Here is a 16852-nt window from a genome sequence, read left to right as displayed (position 1 = left end):
CAAGCAGGATCATGCTTCGTTTTAGTTTGGTGTTGTTGCTGGTTGATTTCGCTGAATCTTATTATCTATTTGTCGTTGTTTTAATACATAAAAGGAAATGAGCTTATAATTCAACACCAGTCCCATTGAAGCGGATTAATTTTTATTGAGTGAAAATTTTGCTTATGTGAGACAGGAAGTCGAACACTGATGCTGGCACAGGGAAGTGCCATCATCAGGAATAAGCAAAATTACGAAATTAAAATTAATGTTTCCGCTGAGTTGGGCGACGAGGGAGTTGTAAGAGGGAAACAGTCGTTTTTTCCCTCTTACGTGCCGCGGCCACCGCCGCAATATGACTTTAATTGAAAACTAAGCTTAAAAGTATTTTTACATTAAGTTTAATCTGTATGAATAAATGCTTTCTGATTTGTTATTTCAATTTATAACCTTACTCTCTTAACGTTAATGTCACTAACACAATCCCATGATCTGTACTTTCGCCATCTCGTTCAAAAATAGGATTAATTAAATGCCGATCATAAGTGTGGTAGTCAGTTACTTGATACAGGCTGTCGTGATAGCTGGCATCAAACTCACAAGATAAAAGAATATAATCAAGCACTGAACTACTCGTGCCAAAATAATGGGTCGGGGCACGCTGCGGTTTGTTAGCTTCGCCTGTGGTTTTAGGCTCACATTCATTATTATTTTCAGCGAGTGCTTTATTTTCATTGCTCATTGCCATATCAAATAAATGCCAAGCATCTTGTAAACAATATTTAGCTAAGTAAGCGTTACTGTCTATGGTTGAAACAAAGCGTAAGGTATTGGTGAGTAAATGACTTAATACACCATCGGTTAAGGTGTTGTTAAAATCCCCCATTAAAATCATCGGCTGGTTAGTGGCTTCTCGTCGCGCTATCATTTCAATCATTAATAAGGTGGCTTCACTGCCTCTTTGTATTGTTGAGCCCCAACTACCAGCAATTTGGGCTTTTAGGTTTTCAATAATGGCCTTTTCCGGTGAGTGATGAGTTTGTGTTTCGTCTAACTCAATCATTGAACGTTTAGATTTAAAATGCACAACATAACAGTCGCAATGACCAAGGTGTGGTACATCAATAGTTGCTCTTACAACTTTACGGCTAAAGGAAAAATCACTGCTTAACCCTAAAGTTGTTGCTAGCTCAGTATTAACGGGTACCGCTGCGCTTTCTACAATAGGATAACGTGAGGCAATGGCAACGACAGGGCGCTGATAAATAAAATCATCAATTACTTGTGGCTCATCAACCACCGCAAAATAAAGGTAACCTTGGCTTTGTACTAAAGCTTTTAGAGCATCAGGGCTGAATACTTCTTGAAAACCAATTATATCGGGTTGGTATTGTGTTAAGTAGTCTGTGATCCAGCGTTGTTTTTTCGCCCACTGTTCAGCACTATAAATACGTTCAAATTCATAAAAAGCGTTTGGTGGCTCAAGGTAGTTAAACAAATTAAAAGTTGCAATTTTAAGCTGACTATTTGTTATTGCAGATGATGTTGCTGTTGAAGATAACATCTGATTTTTGTCGGTTTGCGCTGTTAGATTGATAATGTTAACTCTGATAAATGTTGAGCGTTAAGTATACCTTATCGTTGCAAAAAAATGATTCAGTTTACGGGGTAGGCAATGAACTTTTTGTGAATTTAGTTTTGTTTGTCTGCTTGGCCGTTTTCATTCAGAATTTGGCGGGCATCGTAAAATGATTGTTCAACCATTTCAATCAGTTGTTCGGCAGATGTAATTGAAATAGCATTATTAGCAATAAGTTGTTCTTCCATGTTTTGTGCTAATTTATAAACGTTAACTATGCCTAAATTTCCGCTACTACCTTTAATTGAATGAACTAAATGCCGTACTGCTTTGAAATCAGCGGCCTTAGTTTCGCGTAATAAATTGTCAGCAAACTGCTGATTATCTTCTAAATACATGGCTAATATTGTTAAGAATAATTTAGGGTTACGACTAATGAGTTTTGGTGGTGCATTATGTAAGTCAAATGTGTTCAGGTTATCAGGAATTTTAACTTGGCTGACTGTTGCTAATTCAGGAGTGCCGAGATGCTTTGCTGGTGTCTTTTCAGGGGCAACTTGGCTTTTAACGTTTACTGCATGATCTAACCATTGGCGTAATGTGATTAACACTTTTTCAGGATCTAAAGGCTTGGATAAATAATCATTCATACCCGCATCAAGGCACTTTTCTCTATCACCTTGCATTGCATTTGCGGTCATTGCAATTATCGGAATGTTTTTATTATGCTCACCGGCTTTACCAAGTCGAATGTTTTTAGTTGCTTGATAACCGTCCATCTCTGGCATTTGGCAATCCATCAATATTAGTGTGTAAGGTGAGGTTTCAACCGATTTTAAAAGCGTTTCAAGCGCTTCTAACCCATTGTTAGCAAAATCACAGGTTAAATTAAAATGTTTTAACATGCCTTTTACCACTTCTTGGTTAATTCGATTATCTTCAACTAACAGTATTTTGACAGTAGGAGCCCAATTAGCGGTTTGTGCTAAGTTTTCGGTTGGTGCCGTTTTTAAGCTGCGTAAGTATGTTGGTGTTATTATTTGCTTTGGATCGTTAAATGTCATTTTTGAGTTTAATAAAAATGACAAACTTTCATAGAGATCTAAGGGGATCACAGGCTTAGTTAAGCTGGCAGAAAACCCTAGCTCCTTTAAGTGTGGTAATTTAGCTGGCTCATCAATTGAACTTAGCAATAATAATTTCATGTTGGCTAAGGTTGGGTTGGCTTTTACTGTTTTAGCAAAATCAATCCCACTTTTATCGGGCATTTGCATATCAACAATTGCCGCATCAAAGTGTAAGCCCGAATGACATATAGCAAGGGCGTCATCAACACTATTCGCTTCGGTTACTTGTCCGCCCCAGCCTTCAATTTGTGCTTTAAATATTTCTCGGTTAGTGGTGTTATCATCAATAATAAGTATATTGGCATTTAGTGCTGAAATCGCCGGTTTTACATCTGGGATGACAGAAGATGGCGCTAATAACATATCAAATTCAAAGGTCGAGCCAACACCATATTTACTTTGTACTCTTATGTCACCCCCGGTTAATTTTATTAACCGTAAACAAATGGCTAGTCCTAAACCTGTGCCGCCAAATTTTCGGGTTGTTGAGGCATCTACTTGTGAAAAAGAATCAAATAAATGGTCAATTTTATCCTCAGGTATACCAATCCCAGTATCTGTAACCGCACAGGTTAATCGTAAAGAGTCACCTAAGGTTTCAATATTGGCGCTTAATATGATCTCGCCTTTATTGGTAAATTTATTTGCGTTGCCAAGTAGGTTAACGAGTATTTGTCGTAATCGACTAGGATCACCTTTTACCGTCATATCCGGTGGTATTTGTCCTATATCTAAGATAAGTTCTACGCCATTTTCGTTCGATTTAAGGGCACTTGCTGTGGCTATTTCACCGAGTAAGTCGGATAAGTTGAAGTCTAGAATTTCTAATTCTAATTTGCCTGCTTCTATTTTCGAATAATCTAAAATATCGTTGATCAAGGTTAGTAGCGATTGCGCACTGCTTTGTGCGATCAGCAGTTTTCGTTTTTGCTCAGCACTAATCTCACTGTTCAGGGTTAATGAGATCATCCCCAAAACGCCGTTCATTGGGGTACGAATTTCATGACTCATACAAGCTAAAAATTCACTTTTTGCTATGCTGGCTTGTTCTGCATTTAGCTTTTCTGTTAATAAAGCTTCTTCATGACTTTTTCGGGATATCATCATTTTATTAAAAGCATCAACTAAACGGCCAATCTCGTTGCTGGCGTTTAATACTACGGGCTTATCTAATTCACCGTTTTCCATAAGTTCCGTTGCCTGAGCCAGTTCTCTGATCGGATGAGTAATTCTGCGCGAAATAATTAAAGCTAAATAGGTCACCAAGATTGCGGTGATAAATAATGCAAATAAAACAAATTTACCTAACCAGTTTGCAGATGCTAGTGCGCTAGCTTGATCAATTTCAGATACTAGTATCCAGTCGACATTCCATACTTTTATGTGGTGAGTAATGCCAATCACTTTATTGCCTCGTGCACCTGTATAGCTTTTTACTACATTTGCTCCTTCCGATGTAAACTCCGGTTCTAATGCTGAATTGGTATTACCTAAATTTCGAATCAGCACTTCATTTTCATCATCAATAGTGGTGCGAAGTATGCCATCGCTTGCGGTTAAATAATGTAAGGTGTCGTGCTTGGTTAAAACATTAAAAGCACTTTGAATACGATCAAGACGAATTTGTATTGCTACGGCACCAATTTTTTCACCTTGGCTATTAATCAATGGCGCAGAAATAAAGCCAGCTTCTAAACCAGCGGAGGGCGCATAACGCTCAAAATCAGAAAAAACAGTTTCACCCGTGGCTAAACTTCGTTGCACGGCTGATGAAAACAAAGTATTTGCGTAAGCACCATTGATTAAATTGGTACCTAAGTCGCTTTCTTTAGCAACTGAAAAAAGTATATTGCCAGATGAGTCAATTAGGAAAAGATCGTAAATGTAATCATAACGGCGGGCAAATTCAATTAAGTCAGCTTGATATGTGTGTGCTAATTTAGCCCAAGTGTAACTATGGACAAATTCAATAGCTGGTAGCTTCGACTCAATACTTTTTTGGCTTAAAATCTCTAAAAAGTGCACATTTAGCTCGGTATCTACTAAATGGTTTAAATCCATCCAGCGATAGTCAAACCAGCTGTTAATAAAAAGCTTTTTATTTTCTGACTGTTGCTTTAACTGCTCGGCAGCTGATTCAATTAAACTTGCTCTTGCTTGCCAATAGCCAATGGAAGAAACAACCACTAACGGTACGAGTGCTAATAATAAGAACCAACAAGTCAGCTCTGTTTTAAGTGAGCGAAAAATAGCATGTTGTCGTGGCTGAGGCATATTAGTGATCACCAATCTGGGTTGAGTTGTGCTCTATAGGAGCGCTAAAACTAAATTGATGGTTAGCAAAATCGTTAATATTTATTGGTTTTTTTAGAATTTTTCCTTCAACGGCGGTGTCCATAATTAAGCGTAATCCGTCAATATCTATATTGAGGTTTTTATAATTAATAACTTGTAAATTAATATCTAAGCTTGCTTTTATAGATGCTTCAGTATGTGCTGGCATATGTTTTTGAATAATGGTGACTATCTCGTCAAGAGCTGCACCACCAGACATGCGAGCGCTTTCAATATCTTGGCCAGCAATATGAATTGCCGTCATAACTTCTTTAATTGCTAAGGACTTTTCTGCTATGGCATTGTCTGAAGCAATTGTAATGCATTCAACGTGTCCGCCGGGCCAGTTCATAACATCTTTAGAGTACCAAGCAACTTTACCGTAACCTTGTGTTTCAACAATATCAGCCCAAGGTAATGATTGCTCAAATGCTGCGGTTAAAGCGCGATTGGCTTGGCTTTTTAAAAATACCGGTGATTTAGATGGTGCTACAGTAATAGCAAGGACATCTGTGTTGGTATTTGGCATTAGTGACATGGTCAGGCCATGTGCTTTTAAGTATTGATATAATACAACTGTATGAGTTGAGAGTAGGTGGGGCATTCCTATCAGCGTTTGCTCTTTGTTTTTATGAGCGGTTATTTTTAACGCTTGGGCCAGTTCTGAGTTTGGTTTACGGTTTATCCGTTGTTCAGGTAAGCTCATGTGTTTTAATAAAACACGGTTTACTGCTAGAGCGTTACCATCGCGGTGCATTAAGCCTATCCACCTAAATTCAGGTTTCTGCATAAACATATCCATTGCTAATGGGCTCATAACAAAAGCCATATCAATGTCATCGGTAAGAAACTTTGCCCTCAATAGATCCCAATTTGGCATTTGTTCAAGCGAAAAGTCGGCATGTTTGAAAGTGCTACGGTAGCGTTCATATGCAACAATACCGGCGTAATGATCAGCTAAAGGAACATATAGCGCGTGTACTGGCACTTTGTTGATAATTTGGCTGGCGGATGCAGAATAGTTACATAACAATAAAAAACTTAAAAGTAGACATTTTTGAAATAAATAATAATACCTATTCGTGTGAATTTTTACTTTTTGCGTTAACGCTAAGGTTTGATATGTCAACGTGTTCACTCTCCGATCCAATCTGGAATAAATAATTTCAATATCTACGTACCATCGTCATTTTAAAAATAGCATAGTTCAACGGCTTTACCATTGATATTCAATGTTACTTACATTTATGACTATAGCTGTAGTATAACCATTCTAGTTTTAATAAAGACTAAATTTTTCAATAAATTGTCCTTGATGATATAACAATGTAGCTAAACCTAAACCTAAACCTAAACCTAAGCCGCGCTGTTAGCCTTTTGTGTATAGGCTATCGACAGGTTAGTGAAATACTATGTTTAATAAACAGCGAGTTTAAAACCATGAGGTAGTGGTTTTCTTGAGTGTGGTGCTGATGATGGTGTGTTAATTAGCCAAGTTGATATCATAAAGTACCAAGCGAAAAAGCCGCTATCGTTTTTAACAATGCTATTTAGAGGTGAACTTTTTTAGTAATAACTTATTAATAAATGAGTAATAAAGTTTTCTCTTAATACACTTTTAGTGTTTTTTCGCTTGGTATTATTTTGACATATAACAAGTAAGTCCATGATTACTTAGTTTTTAATTTATGGTTTGCTTGGCAATATTGATCACCATAATAATTATTTGCATAGTTACAAGTAAACGCTGCTTTTGGCTGTTTGTTTGAAGTAAACATTGCTTTTAGATTGTTGATAATATTTTTCATTTTATTCACCTTGTTTTGTTAAGACAAACTCATTGTTGCTTGATTATAAGGTTCAGTAAAATTTAATAAATCAATAATGTAATTCTAAAAAATAGAATGAACGTTTTATGTTAGCGCTGAAGACTAAGGTTAATTAAATGCTAATTTAATTATTTTGGCTGCATTTATCGGCGAGTTGTTGGGTGAAAATTTCCTTAAGTAAGGTTAATTCATTGGTTCTGACATAGTTAGGCCGAATCACAAAAGCAATTGTTCGGTGTGGGCCGGGTTCATTTAAATGAATAGCACTAAGTTCGGAGTCATTATAGATCAGCTGATCTAATGCCATTTGTGGTACGAGTGTTGTCCCTAATTTACCAGCCACCATTTGAATTAACGTATGTAAACTTGCTGAATTAAAGTCGGCGTCTTGTTTTTTATTTTGTAACCGGCAAGCAGCTAATGCATGGTCTTTTAAACAATGACCCTCTTTTAATAACATTAACTTTTCAATTTCTAATTCTTCGCTGGTAATTTCTTGTAACTTGTTTGGACAGTGATCTTGATGACAAACCAAATAAAAATCTTCGTGCCAAAATTCAAAACTCATCAGGCCTTCAATGGGGTAAGGCAAAGCAAGAATTGCAGCATCTATATCGCCATTTTTAACCATATCGATTAAGTCGTGTGATTGTTCTTCCATGATCCTTAATTGAAAGTGTGGATACTGTTTGCGTACCTCTGGTAATACTTTAGGTAAAAGGTAAGGGCCTATGGTTGGGATCACCCCTATGGTCATTGAACTGGTAAAAGGGGCTTTATTGACTTGTGATATTTGTATTAGTTCGTCTAACTCTAATTTAATTTTTTTGGCTTTATCGAGAATTTTTTGACCATTATTAGTGACTAATACTTGTTTATTATTTCGTTCAAATATCGTGGTGCCTAGCTGTTTTTCGAGTTCATTGATTGCTGTACTTAATGCAGATTGAGAAACATTACATGCTTCAGAGGCTTTTTTAAAGTGTAAGGTTTTTTCAATAGCTAATGCGTAGTGCAGCTGTTTGAATGAAATCATATCTTGAACGATTAATTTTATTGAACGTAAATGTCATTTTAGTTAGTTATGCTAAATTAAGCACGATAAAAATCGTTTGTTATCTTCAAGCTAATTTCTAACCTGTTCGTAGAAAACAGTTTAGCCCATTGTTTAACCAAATATCTCAAATTGAATTCAGCTTTAAGGGCTATGCTGATAGGGTATATCTAAAAGGATATGTTTTTTAGATGATGGGATAAAAAGTATGTGAGTAGCCGATGCAATGTCTTTTAATTATTAGCGAGTACAGCTATCGGCGTACTCGCTATTTTTTATTTATCTACTTAACAAATAATTTATAGGCCAAGGGCTTTTTTTATACCAGCACCATAATCAGGATCAGCCGCCGTACAATGTTTAATATGTCGTAATTTGATTTCATCAGGAACGCCAGCCATTGAACCCGCGGTATTATCAAATAACGCTTGTTGTTGAACAGGTGTCATTAAACGAAATAAATTTCCCGCTTGGGAAAAATAATCGTCATCTTCCCGATGATCCCAGCGGTCAGCATAACCTGTGATGTCAAGTGGTGGTTCTGAAAAATCAGGTTGTTCAGCCCATTCGCCATGACTATTGGGTTGATAACCAATGGTTGCTCCTTGGTTTCCATCTGTTCTCATTAATCCGTCTCTATGGTAGCTATTGACGGGGCAGCGTGGTGCATTGACTGGTATATGGTTATGATTTACCCCTAAGCGGTAGCGCTGGGCATCACCATATGAAAATAAACGTCCTTGGAGCATTTTATCGGGTGAAAAGCCTATTCCAGGAACAACACTTGCCGGGTTAAAAGCTGATTGCTCAACATCGGCAAAATAGTTTTCTGGATTACGATTTAACTCCATTACACCAACTTCAATTAACGGGTAATCTTTATGTGGCCAGATTTTGGTTAAATCGAAAGGGTTGTAAGTAACTTTTTTGGCATCAGCTTCCGGCATTATTTGCACTTTTAAAGTCCATTTTGGGAAATCCTTATTTTCAATCGACTCAAAAAGATCCTTTTGATGGCTTTCACGGTCTTTACCGATAACAGCTTCTGCTTCTGCGTCGGTGAGGTTTTTAATACCTTGTTGAGATTTTAAATGAAACTTGACCCAAAAACGTTCATTGTTAGCATTAATAAAACTAAAGGTGTGGCTACCAAAACCATGCATATGGCGATAGGTTGCAGGAATACCTCGATCACTCATAACAATAGTAATTTGGTGTAATGCTTCGGGTAACGATGTCCAGAAATCCCAGTTATTGGTGGCACTACGCATATTCGTTTTAGGATCACGTTTTACTGCATGGTTGAGGTCGGGAAATTTAAGTGGGTCTCGTAAAAAAAACACCGGCGTATTATTTCCCACTAAATCCCAATTACCTTCTTCGGTATAAAATTTAACGGCAAATCCTCTAATATCACGTTCGGCATCAGCAGCGCCTCGTTCTCCTGCAACTGTTGTAAAGCGGGCAAATAATTCAGTTTCTTTGCCTATTTCTGAAAAAATTTTAGCGCGACTATATTGGCTTATATCATGAGTGACGGTGAACTTACCAAAAGCGCCAGAGCCTTTGGCATGCATACGGCGCTCAGGAATAACTTCCCGATCAAAGTGCGCTAATTTTTCTAAAAACCAGACATCTTGTAAAAGTTGAGGGCCTCTTGGCCCAGCGGTCATCACATTTTGATTATCGGCAACCGGACAACCGACAGCGGTTGTTAATTTTTTCTTAGACATTATCGACCTCATCCTTAGTTGTTATAGATAGCTACTTATCTCGAGTTTAGGTTACTTAATAAACTTAGATGAACATTCAATATTATCAAGCGCAAGGTTATTAATTAACGTTCTGTTTTTTAGAATGTAAATATCAATTTTATCAAATTTATTTATCGTTACCGCCGTTTTAATATACCAACATCGAAAGCAAAGCAGCTTTTGAAACAAAGCAAAGACAATAGTAATTAGGGTCATTAACCCTAACAATAAACGAGGAAATACTCATGGCTCAAATAGGCAAAACTATCCCAGAATTTAAAGCGCAAGCATTCCATAACGGTGAGTTTGTTGAAGTAACATCAGACAGTGTTAAAGGTAAGTGGTCAATATTTTTGTTCTACCCAGCAGACTTTACCTTTGTTTGTCCAACTGAACTAGAAGACATGGCAAATCAGTATGAAGAGTTGCAAAAGTTGGGAGTAGAGGTTTATGCCGTATCAACTGACACGCATTTTTCACATAAAGCATGGCATGATTCTTCAGAGGCGATTGGTAAAATTAAATTTCCAATGTTAGGGGACCAAACAGGCACTATCACACGTGGCTTTGATGTCATGATTGAAGAAGATCACATGGCACATCGTGGTACTTTTTTAGCTGATCCTGACGGCGTTATTCAAGTTGCTCATATTCATGCTGGTGGTATTGGCCGAAGTGCAAAAGATATGGTGCGTAATGTGAAAGCTGCGCAGTATGTTCGCGAAAATGATGGCGAAGTATGTCCAGCAGCTTGGGAACAAGGTGAGGCTACGTTAACACCAAGTTTAGACTTAGTCGGTAAAATCTAAACGCTTCCTTCATCGTAAAGCTTGGCGGATAACTTAGGTTTCCGCCAATGCATTAATATTCTTCAACCAGAATACTTATTTTATGTTAATCAAGTGTTCGCAGTAAATAAGGTCGCCCTATGTTAAGCAACGAAATTTTAAACGCATTAAAAAATTATACCCAAAACATGAACCATAAAGTTTCACTTGTTATACAAACGGGTGAGCATGACAAACGTGCAGAGTTAGTAGAATTTCTAACTCAATTATGTTCCGTATCTGAAAATTTAGCGCTGATTGAGCGTGATGAAGGACTACGCAGCCCGATCACTTTTTATTTAGAAGTGGCAGGAAAAAATAATGGTGTTCATTTTTCGGGGATCCCAAGTGGTCATGAGTTCAATTCACTTATTTTAGCTATTTTACAATCATCAGGCACGGAACTTAAACTTGATAGCACGTTAACTAACATGGTGCGCAAAATAACTGACCCGCTACATTTTGAAGTGTTCATATCGCTTAGTTGTCATAATTGTCCTGATGTTGTGCAGTCGTTAAATCAGTTTGCGTTATTAAATGACAATATTACTACTGAAATGATTGATGGAGGTTTGTTTAAAACGTTAATTGATGAACGCAATATTCAAGGTGTACCAAGTGTTTATTTGAATGGCAAATTATTCGCTAATGGTAAAATAGATACTGCGCAGTTAGTTGATAAGCTGATTGAGCGTTTTCCGTACATAGTTAATGCGGCTGAAACCGAGCAATTACCATTGCAAGATGTTACGGTTGTTGGTGCGGGTCCTGCTGGCGTGGCAGCAGCTATTTATGCGGCACGTAAAGGTTTAAATGTTACTATGATCGCTGATCGAATTGGTGGTCAGGTTAAAGATACGGTAGGGATCGAAAACTTAATATCGGTGCCTAAAACAACAGGAGCTGAGCTAACGGGTAATATGCAAGCTCATTTGAGTGATTACGATATTACCATAAAAGAATTTTTGCGTGTTGATCACATAGATAAAGGCGACACAGTTAATAAAACACCAAAAAAATTACATCTTTCTAGTGGTGAAGTGATTGAGTCTAAAACCGTGATCATTGCCACAGGGGCAAAATGGCGCGAGCTAGGTGTGCCAGGCGAAAAAGAGAATATTGGTGCAGGTGTTGCGTACTGCCCACATTGTGACGGTCCTTTTTTTAAGGGCAAAGATGTTGCGGTTGTTGGTGGTGGTAATTCGGGTATTGAAGCGGCATTAGATTTAGCTGGTATGGTTAATCATGTCACAGTGTTTGAATTTTTACCTCAATTAAAAGCTGATCAAGTGCTGGTAGAAAAAGCGCTGGCGCACGATAGAATAACCATTATCAAAAATGCCGCCACCAAAGAGGTGATTGCTGAAAATGGGAAAGTGGTGGCATTGGCTTATGAAGATAGAGACACCGGTGAGTTAAAACAACAACGTTTATCCGGCATTTTTGTGCAAATTGGATTATTACCTAACAGTGCCTTTTTAAATGGCGTGGTTGAACGTACTCAACATGGTGAAATTATTATTGACGAAAAATGTCAGACATCAGCGCCGGGAATTTTTGCTGCCGGTGATGTTACCACGGTTCCTTATAAGCAAATAGTGATCTCAATGGGCGAAGGCGCAAAAGCGTCACTGTCAGCATTTGACTATTTAGTGCGAGAGAGTTAATAACCACCAGAAAATATTAAAGAATAATGAACCTGAGCTCGGGTTAATGAGCTCAGGTTTTTTATCGCTTGTTTCTTTAAAAGCCCAATATTGAAAGTTGCTAGCCTTCACTAGCGCGGTTTGCACTTAAAGTACGCTGTTATGCGTGATTAAATTTTCACACAAACAAAAAGGGCGTTGCCTGAATTTTTCTGCCAAGGCATGATTTTATCGTAGTCGTGCTCAAAGACATGAACTTCAAAATATGGCTGTAGAATATCGTTTAGTTCTTTGAAATTAAAAGCAACCATCGGATGTTCATCATGCCAAACTTGCTTATCTTCACTTGTCGTTTTTTGAATACTGAGTTTTAATGATTGTTTGTCACCAAGGCCAGAGTAATTCCACTCGGATTGAAAAGTAAATAAACAGCCATTTTGTTCAGCACTATGTTTTACAAATAGATTATTGCTAATTTTATCTTTATCAACCGCATTAAAACAAAAAACACCCTGTGGGTTGAGCGCATTGTAGACTCTTGAAATACAGGCTTTGAGGTTTTCCGTGCCATCATTGTAATGCAATGAATATAAAAAACAGGTGATTAAATCTACAGGTTCAATGACGGTAAATTCGCTCATATTTTGCTCGCTAAAATGGGCCTCTGGACAACGTGTTTTTGCTATCTCTAACATGGGCTGATTAAGATCAAGCCCATAACTTTGATAACCTAAATCAATAAAATGACGAACATGCGGACCAGTACCGCAGGCTAAATCAAGGTGTAATTTACCCTTGTTGCCGAATATTTGATGTAATCTATTAATACTGTAACTTTGCGCATGATAATTAATATTGGCGCACATTAAATCGTAATAACCGGAGAGGTCGGTATATAAAGCGTTGGCGGACATTTTAGCCTGAAATTGAGCGGAAGTATTTTCGGTGGCGCATAGTAAACTAAACCGTAATACTTGTTAAGTAGTTAAATCGCTTAATAACATCTTTATGCTAAAGGGATACGCTGTGTCACTAAATGCGCATTTCGTTATTAACTTAATTGCAGTTCTACTATTACTTGTTATTATCGAGCTAAGTCGTTACGGCTGAAGATCAAAGCCGCTTTTTGTTTGGAAGATCATTTGAAAACTTTTACTTGTCAATGTGGTAACACCCTACATTTTGTTAATACCAAATGTGTTAACTGTAATGCTATGCTTGGATTTGTACCGGAAGATCTGCAATTAACCGCATTAACCATTACTCCTGAAAAATTATATAAGGTATCAACAAACGATAACTTGTATCGACAGTGTAAAAATTATTGGCAACATGATGTTTGTAATTGGATGGTGCCCGCAGACGATCCTAATGAGTTATGCCAGTCGTGCCGCTTGAATGTTACCATTCCAAACTTAAACAAGCCGGGTAATATCAAGTTATGGTATCGAATGGAGCTGTCAAAACGTGGCCTTTTGTATACCTTATATAAATTAAACTTACCTGTAGTGGGGCGTAGTATTGAGCCAGTAAGTGGTTTAGGTTTTTCTTTTTTAGAAGATCAAGTTGAAGATGAATATGGTAATGAATTAACGGTAAAAGATTATGTAGTTACCGGTCATAGCGCTGGCCTTATTACCTTAAACTTGAGTGAAGCCCAAGATAGTGCACGTATTGAAATGCGTGAAAAAATGAATGAGCGTTATCGCACGCTTATTGGTCATTTTAGACATGAGTCTGGCCATTATTATTGGGATCGTTTGATCAAACACTCATCGTTACTTGAACCCTTTAGAGCTCTGTTTGGTGATGAACGTTTGAATTATACCCAAGCGTTAGAGCATTATTACCAAAATGGTCCGGCTGAAAATTGGCAAAATGTATGGATCAGTGCTTATGCCAGTATGCATCCTTGGGAAGACTGGGCAGAAACATGGGCGCATTATTTACATATGGTGTCGACGTTAGAAACGGCTAACAATTACGAGCTCAGTATTGCTGGTAATCAGGTAAAAAATCCGCTGTTAAAATCTGACAATGTTGATGAAGCTTACACGGCCATTAGCTTTACTCAGCTATTTAATGACTGGTGTCGCTTAACAAAAGCCATTAATGCCATTAATCGTAGTATGGGGCATGATGATGCTTATCCGTTTGTCATCTCGATCACGGCATTAGATAAACTGAGGTTTGTACATCAAGCGATTAAATATGCCAAGTAATAAATAATCCTTATGTATTCAACGCGTAAAGCTGTGGTTATTTTGTTTTGCGCCTATACTTAAATCACATACTGCATTAAGGAATATTAGATGGCCATTCGTTGGGATAGCTATAAAGTTGCCAACTTTCATGATGAATTGATCAAAACAGCGAATACGCCAAGGCATTTTGCCAATGATCTCTGTGAATACCTGTCCGCATTATCTGATGATGATATTAAAGAATTCAAAACCGCCGCTGATCTTGCGATTCAAACCATGGGGATCACATTTCGAGTCTATAATGATGAAGAAGGCTCAATTGATCGCGCTTGGCCGTTTGATATTATTCCACGTTTAATTGACAAAGCTGAATGGCAAACTATTGAAGTAGGGCTTAAACAAAGAGTTAAAGCGTTAAACCTGTTTATTGATGATTTATACAATCAACAGAACATTATTAAAGATGGTGTTTTTCCCGCACATTTACTTGAAAAATCAAAAAATTTTCTACCGCAATGTAAAGGTTTTTCTCCACCTCTAGGTGTTTGGGCGCATATTTGTGGCTCCGACCTTGTTCGAGATAATGACGGAACTGTGTATGTGCTTGAAGACAACTTACGCGTACCTTCAGGCGTTTCTTATATGTTAGAAAACCGTCAGGTAATGAAGCGTGTTTTTCCTGAAATGTTTGATAAATACAATATTTTGCCTGTAGATGATTATGCCTCTGAATTGTACAACATGCTGGCGGAGCTTTCTCCTCGTGATATCAAAGAACCTGAAATTGTGGTGCTAACCCCTGGAATTTACAACTCCGCTTATTTTGAACATGCGTACCTTGCGCAACAAATGGGCGCAGAATTAGTGGTGGGTGATGACTTAGTGGTTGAAGATGATAACTGCGTGTATATGCGAACCATTGAGGGGTTATCACGTGTTGATGTGATTTATCGTCGCATTGATGATTTATTTTTAGATCCTGAAGTGTTTAATCCGGATTCAACCTTAGGGGTGCCCGGATTAATGCGGGCATGGCAAGCGGGTAATGTAGCATTAGCGAATGCGCCTGGCTCTGGCGTTTCTGATGATAAAGTGGTTTATGCGTTTGTGCCTGAAATTATTGAATATTATTTAGGTGAAAAAGCAATTTTACCCAATGTACCTACTTACAAATGCATTAACCCAACAGAACGTGACTATGTTATTAAGAACATTGAAAAGTTAGTGGTTAAACCGGCTAATGAATCTGGCGGTTATGGTATGTTAATTGGGCCGCATGCCTCGGTAGAAGAACATGATGAATTTAGAAAACTAATTGAGGCGAACCCACGCAATTATATTGCTCAGCCCATGTTAATTTTATCAACGGCACCAACCATGGTTGATGAAACTGTTGAACCTAGGCATTTAGATTTACGGCCATTTATTTTAACCGGCAAAAATGTTTCGGTAACTACTGGTGGCTTAACTCGTGTGGCATTACGTAAAGGTTCAACCGTGGTTAATTCATCACAAGGTGGTGGTAGTAAAGATACTTGGATTGTTGATATGGAGTCATTATGAGTATGCTTTCACGTGTTGCCGAAAATATTTATTGGTTAGGCCGTTATTTAGAACGTGCTGAAAATACCGCTCGCATTGTGAATGTGAATGCTAATTTATTACTCGACTTACCTAAACATGTACGCCTAGGTTGGGCTCCGATACTTGAGATCATGTCATCACGTCAGCTTTTTGATGAATATTATCAAGAGCCTGATGAAGCTAGTGTGGTTGCTTTTTTAATAACTGACTTACGTAATCCAAGTTCAATTATTAGCTCTTTAGTGGCCGCACGAGAAAATGCCCGTACTATTCGAGAAATTATTCCGCGAGAAGCATGGGAGCAAATTAATTCAATTTATTTATTAGCTAAAGAGCAGCAAACGCAAATACATCATGGCCGTTATCGTCATAATTATTTGAATAAAATTATTCAAATGCAGCAGGCGATTACCGGTAATTTAGCGGGTACTATGACCCATGACGAAGGCTACAGTTTTTTACGACTTGGTCGTAATATTGAGCGCGCTGATATGACAACACGTATTATTGATGTGCGCTCGGCCAATTTATTACCCGATGTTGATAATGAAAGTACCCCGTTTGAAAATATCCAATGGATGAGTGTTTTAAAATCGCTAACCGGTTATCAAATGTATCGTCGGCAGATGCGCTTACGTATTACCCGACCTGATGTTTTACGCTTTTTATTGCTTGATAATAAATTCCCACGGGCGGTTAAACATATTTTGCAGCAAGTGGAATATTGTTTAAGCGATTTACCAAATCATCAAGCGGTAAGTAATGAATTGCAAATTGTGCAACAGCAGTTAACGATTGCGCAGCCGGAGACATTAAAGCAAGAAATGCTACATGCGTTTATTGATGAGATGCAGCTTGGCTTGAATAACTTGCATAATAAAATGGCAGCAGTATATTTTTAATTTTACTGTTTAAGCAATGAGAGTTTAACAGGC

12 protein-coding genes are annotated in these 16852 nt (G+C 37.8%); 5 read left to right on the top strand and 7 right to left on the bottom strand.

All coding sequences use genetic code 11. The features are described 5' to 3' along the window. Positions 1-430 precede the first annotated feature (430 nt). The 6 genes from ACSLUO_RS08775 to ACSLUO_RS08750 form a co-directional block, all read right to left on the bottom strand. Positions 431-1543: an endonuclease/exonuclease/phosphatase family protein gene (locus tag ACSLUO_RS08775; RefSeq protein WP_448248024.1), complete on the bottom strand. Its 1113-nt coding sequence runs from the start codon at positions 1541-1543 to the stop codon at positions 431-433. A gap of 128 nt (positions 1544-1671) precedes the next feature. Next, on the bottom strand, positions 1672-4959 hold the full coding sequence (locus tag ACSLUO_RS08770; protein ID WP_448248022.1) for a hybrid sensor histidine kinase/response regulator: 3288 nt from the start codon (positions 4957-4959) through the stop codon (positions 1672-1674). Position 4960: 1 nt separating this feature from the next. Continuing rightward, positions 4961-6157 (bottom strand): ABC transporter substrate-binding protein, encoded by a 1197-nt coding sequence (locus tag ACSLUO_RS08765; RefSeq protein ID WP_448248021.1) that lies wholly within the window; start codon positions 6155-6157, stop codon positions 4961-4963. 532 nt (positions 6158-6689) lie between these two features. Further along, positions 6690-6827, bottom strand: a complete 138-nt coding sequence (locus ACSLUO_RS08760; protein ID WP_448248019.1) for a hypothetical protein — start codon at positions 6825-6827, stop codon at positions 6690-6692. A 145-nt stretch (positions 6828-6972) separates the two neighbouring features. After that, complete coding sequence (locus ACSLUO_RS08755) at positions 6973-7884, bottom strand: hydrogen peroxide-inducible genes activator (RefSeq protein ID WP_448248017.1); 912 nt, start codon at positions 7882-7884, stop codon at positions 6973-6975. 317 nt (positions 7885-8201) lie between these two features. Then, a complete protein-coding gene (locus tag ACSLUO_RS08750; protein WP_448248015.1) occupies positions 8202-9635 on the bottom strand; it encodes a catalase in 1434 nt (477 codons plus the stop codon). A 266-nt stretch (positions 9636-9901) separates the two neighbouring features. On the opposite strand from ACSLUO_RS08750, the gene ahpC reads away from it, so the two are divergent. Continuing rightward, the gene (ahpC, locus tag ACSLUO_RS08745; RefSeq protein WP_448248013.1) at positions 9902-10465 is read left to right on the top strand and encodes an alkyl hydroperoxide reductase subunit C; all 564 of its coding nucleotides are present in this window, start codon (positions 9902-9904) and stop codon (positions 10463-10465) included. Between the two features lie 119 nt (positions 10466-10584). Next, positions 10585-12150 (top strand): alkyl hydroperoxide reductase subunit F, encoded by a 1566-nt coding sequence (gene ahpF / locus ACSLUO_RS08740; protein ID WP_448248011.1) that lies wholly within the window; start codon positions 10585-10587, stop codon positions 12148-12150. Positions 12151-12299: 149 nt separating this feature from the next. On the opposite strand, the gene ACSLUO_RS08735 is transcribed toward ahpF, so the two are convergent. Then, positions 12300-13043 carry a class I SAM-dependent DNA methyltransferase gene (locus ACSLUO_RS08735; protein WP_448248009.1) on the bottom strand — a complete coding sequence of 248 codons (744 nt, stop codon included), beginning with the start codon at positions 13041-13043 and terminating at the stop codon, positions 12300-12302. A 228-nt stretch (positions 13044-13271) separates the two neighbouring features. Here ACSLUO_RS08735 and ACSLUO_RS08730 point away from each other — a divergent pair, with 228 nt between their 5' ends. The 3 genes from ACSLUO_RS08730 to ACSLUO_RS08720 all read left to right on the top strand — a co-directional run bounded on the left by ACSLUO_RS08730 (position 13272) and on the right by ACSLUO_RS08720 (position 16819). Continuing rightward, complete coding sequence (locus ACSLUO_RS08730; protein WP_448248007.1) at positions 13272-14351, top strand: zinc-binding metallopeptidase family protein; 1080 nt, start codon at positions 13272-13274, stop codon at positions 14349-14351. A gap of 90 nt (positions 14352-14441) precedes the next feature. Further along, the gene (locus tag ACSLUO_RS08725) at positions 14442-15896 is read left to right on the top strand and encodes a circularly permuted type 2 ATP-grasp protein (RefSeq protein ID WP_448248005.1); all 1455 of its coding nucleotides are present in this window, start codon (positions 14442-14444) and stop codon (positions 15894-15896) included. Further along, positions 15893-16819: an alpha-E domain-containing protein gene (locus ACSLUO_RS08720; protein WP_448248004.1), complete on the top strand. Its 927-nt coding sequence runs from the start codon at positions 15893-15895 to the stop codon at positions 16817-16819. The genes ACSLUO_RS08725 and ACSLUO_RS08720 overlap by 4 nt, the downstream gene beginning before the upstream one ends. Positions 16820-16852: the final 33 nt, after the last annotated feature.

The organism is Thalassotalea agariperforans (genome assembly GCF_053470345.1).
Note: the sequence above shows the minus strand (reverse complement) of the source record. Positions and strands in the feature narration are given on the sequence as shown.

Excerpts from the sequence above, each read along its gene's own strand:
- ACSLUO_RS08775 (WP_448248024.1), bottom strand. The coding sequence starts at position 1,543 with ATGTTATCTTCAACAGCAACATCATCTGCAATAACAAATAGTCAGCTT.
- ACSLUO_RS08770 (WP_448248022.1), bottom strand. The coding sequence starts at position 4,959 with ATGCCTCAGCCACGACAACATGCTATTTTTCGCTCACTTAAAACAGAG.
- ACSLUO_RS08760 (WP_448248019.1), bottom strand. The coding sequence starts at position 6,827 with ATGAAAAATATTATCAACAATCTAAAAGCAATGTTTACTTCAAACAAA.
- ACSLUO_RS08755 (WP_448248017.1), bottom strand. The coding sequence starts at position 7,884 with ATGATTTCATTCAAACAGCTGCACTACGCATTAGCTATTGAAAAAACC.
- ACSLUO_RS08750 (WP_448248015.1), bottom strand. The coding sequence starts at position 9,635 with ATGTCTAAGAAAAAATTAACAACCGCTGTCGGTTGTCCGGTTGCCGAT.
- ahpC (WP_448248013.1), top strand. The coding sequence starts at position 9,902 with ATGGCTCAAATAGGCAAAACTATCCCAGAATTTAAAGCGCAAGCATTC.
- ahpF (WP_448248011.1), top strand. The coding sequence starts at position 10,585 with ATGTTAAGCAACGAAATTTTAAACGCATTAAAAAATTATACCCAAAAC.
- ACSLUO_RS08735 (WP_448248009.1), bottom strand. The coding sequence starts at position 13,043 with ATGTCCGCCAACGCTTTATATACCGACCTCTCCGGTTATTACGATTTA.
- ACSLUO_RS08725 (WP_448248005.1), top strand. The coding sequence starts at position 14,442 with ATGGCCATTCGTTGGGATAGCTATAAAGTTGCCAACTTTCATGATGAA.
- ACSLUO_RS08720 (WP_448248004.1), top strand. The coding sequence starts at position 15,893 with ATGAGTATGCTTTCACGTGTTGCCGAAAATATTTATTGGTTAGGCCGT.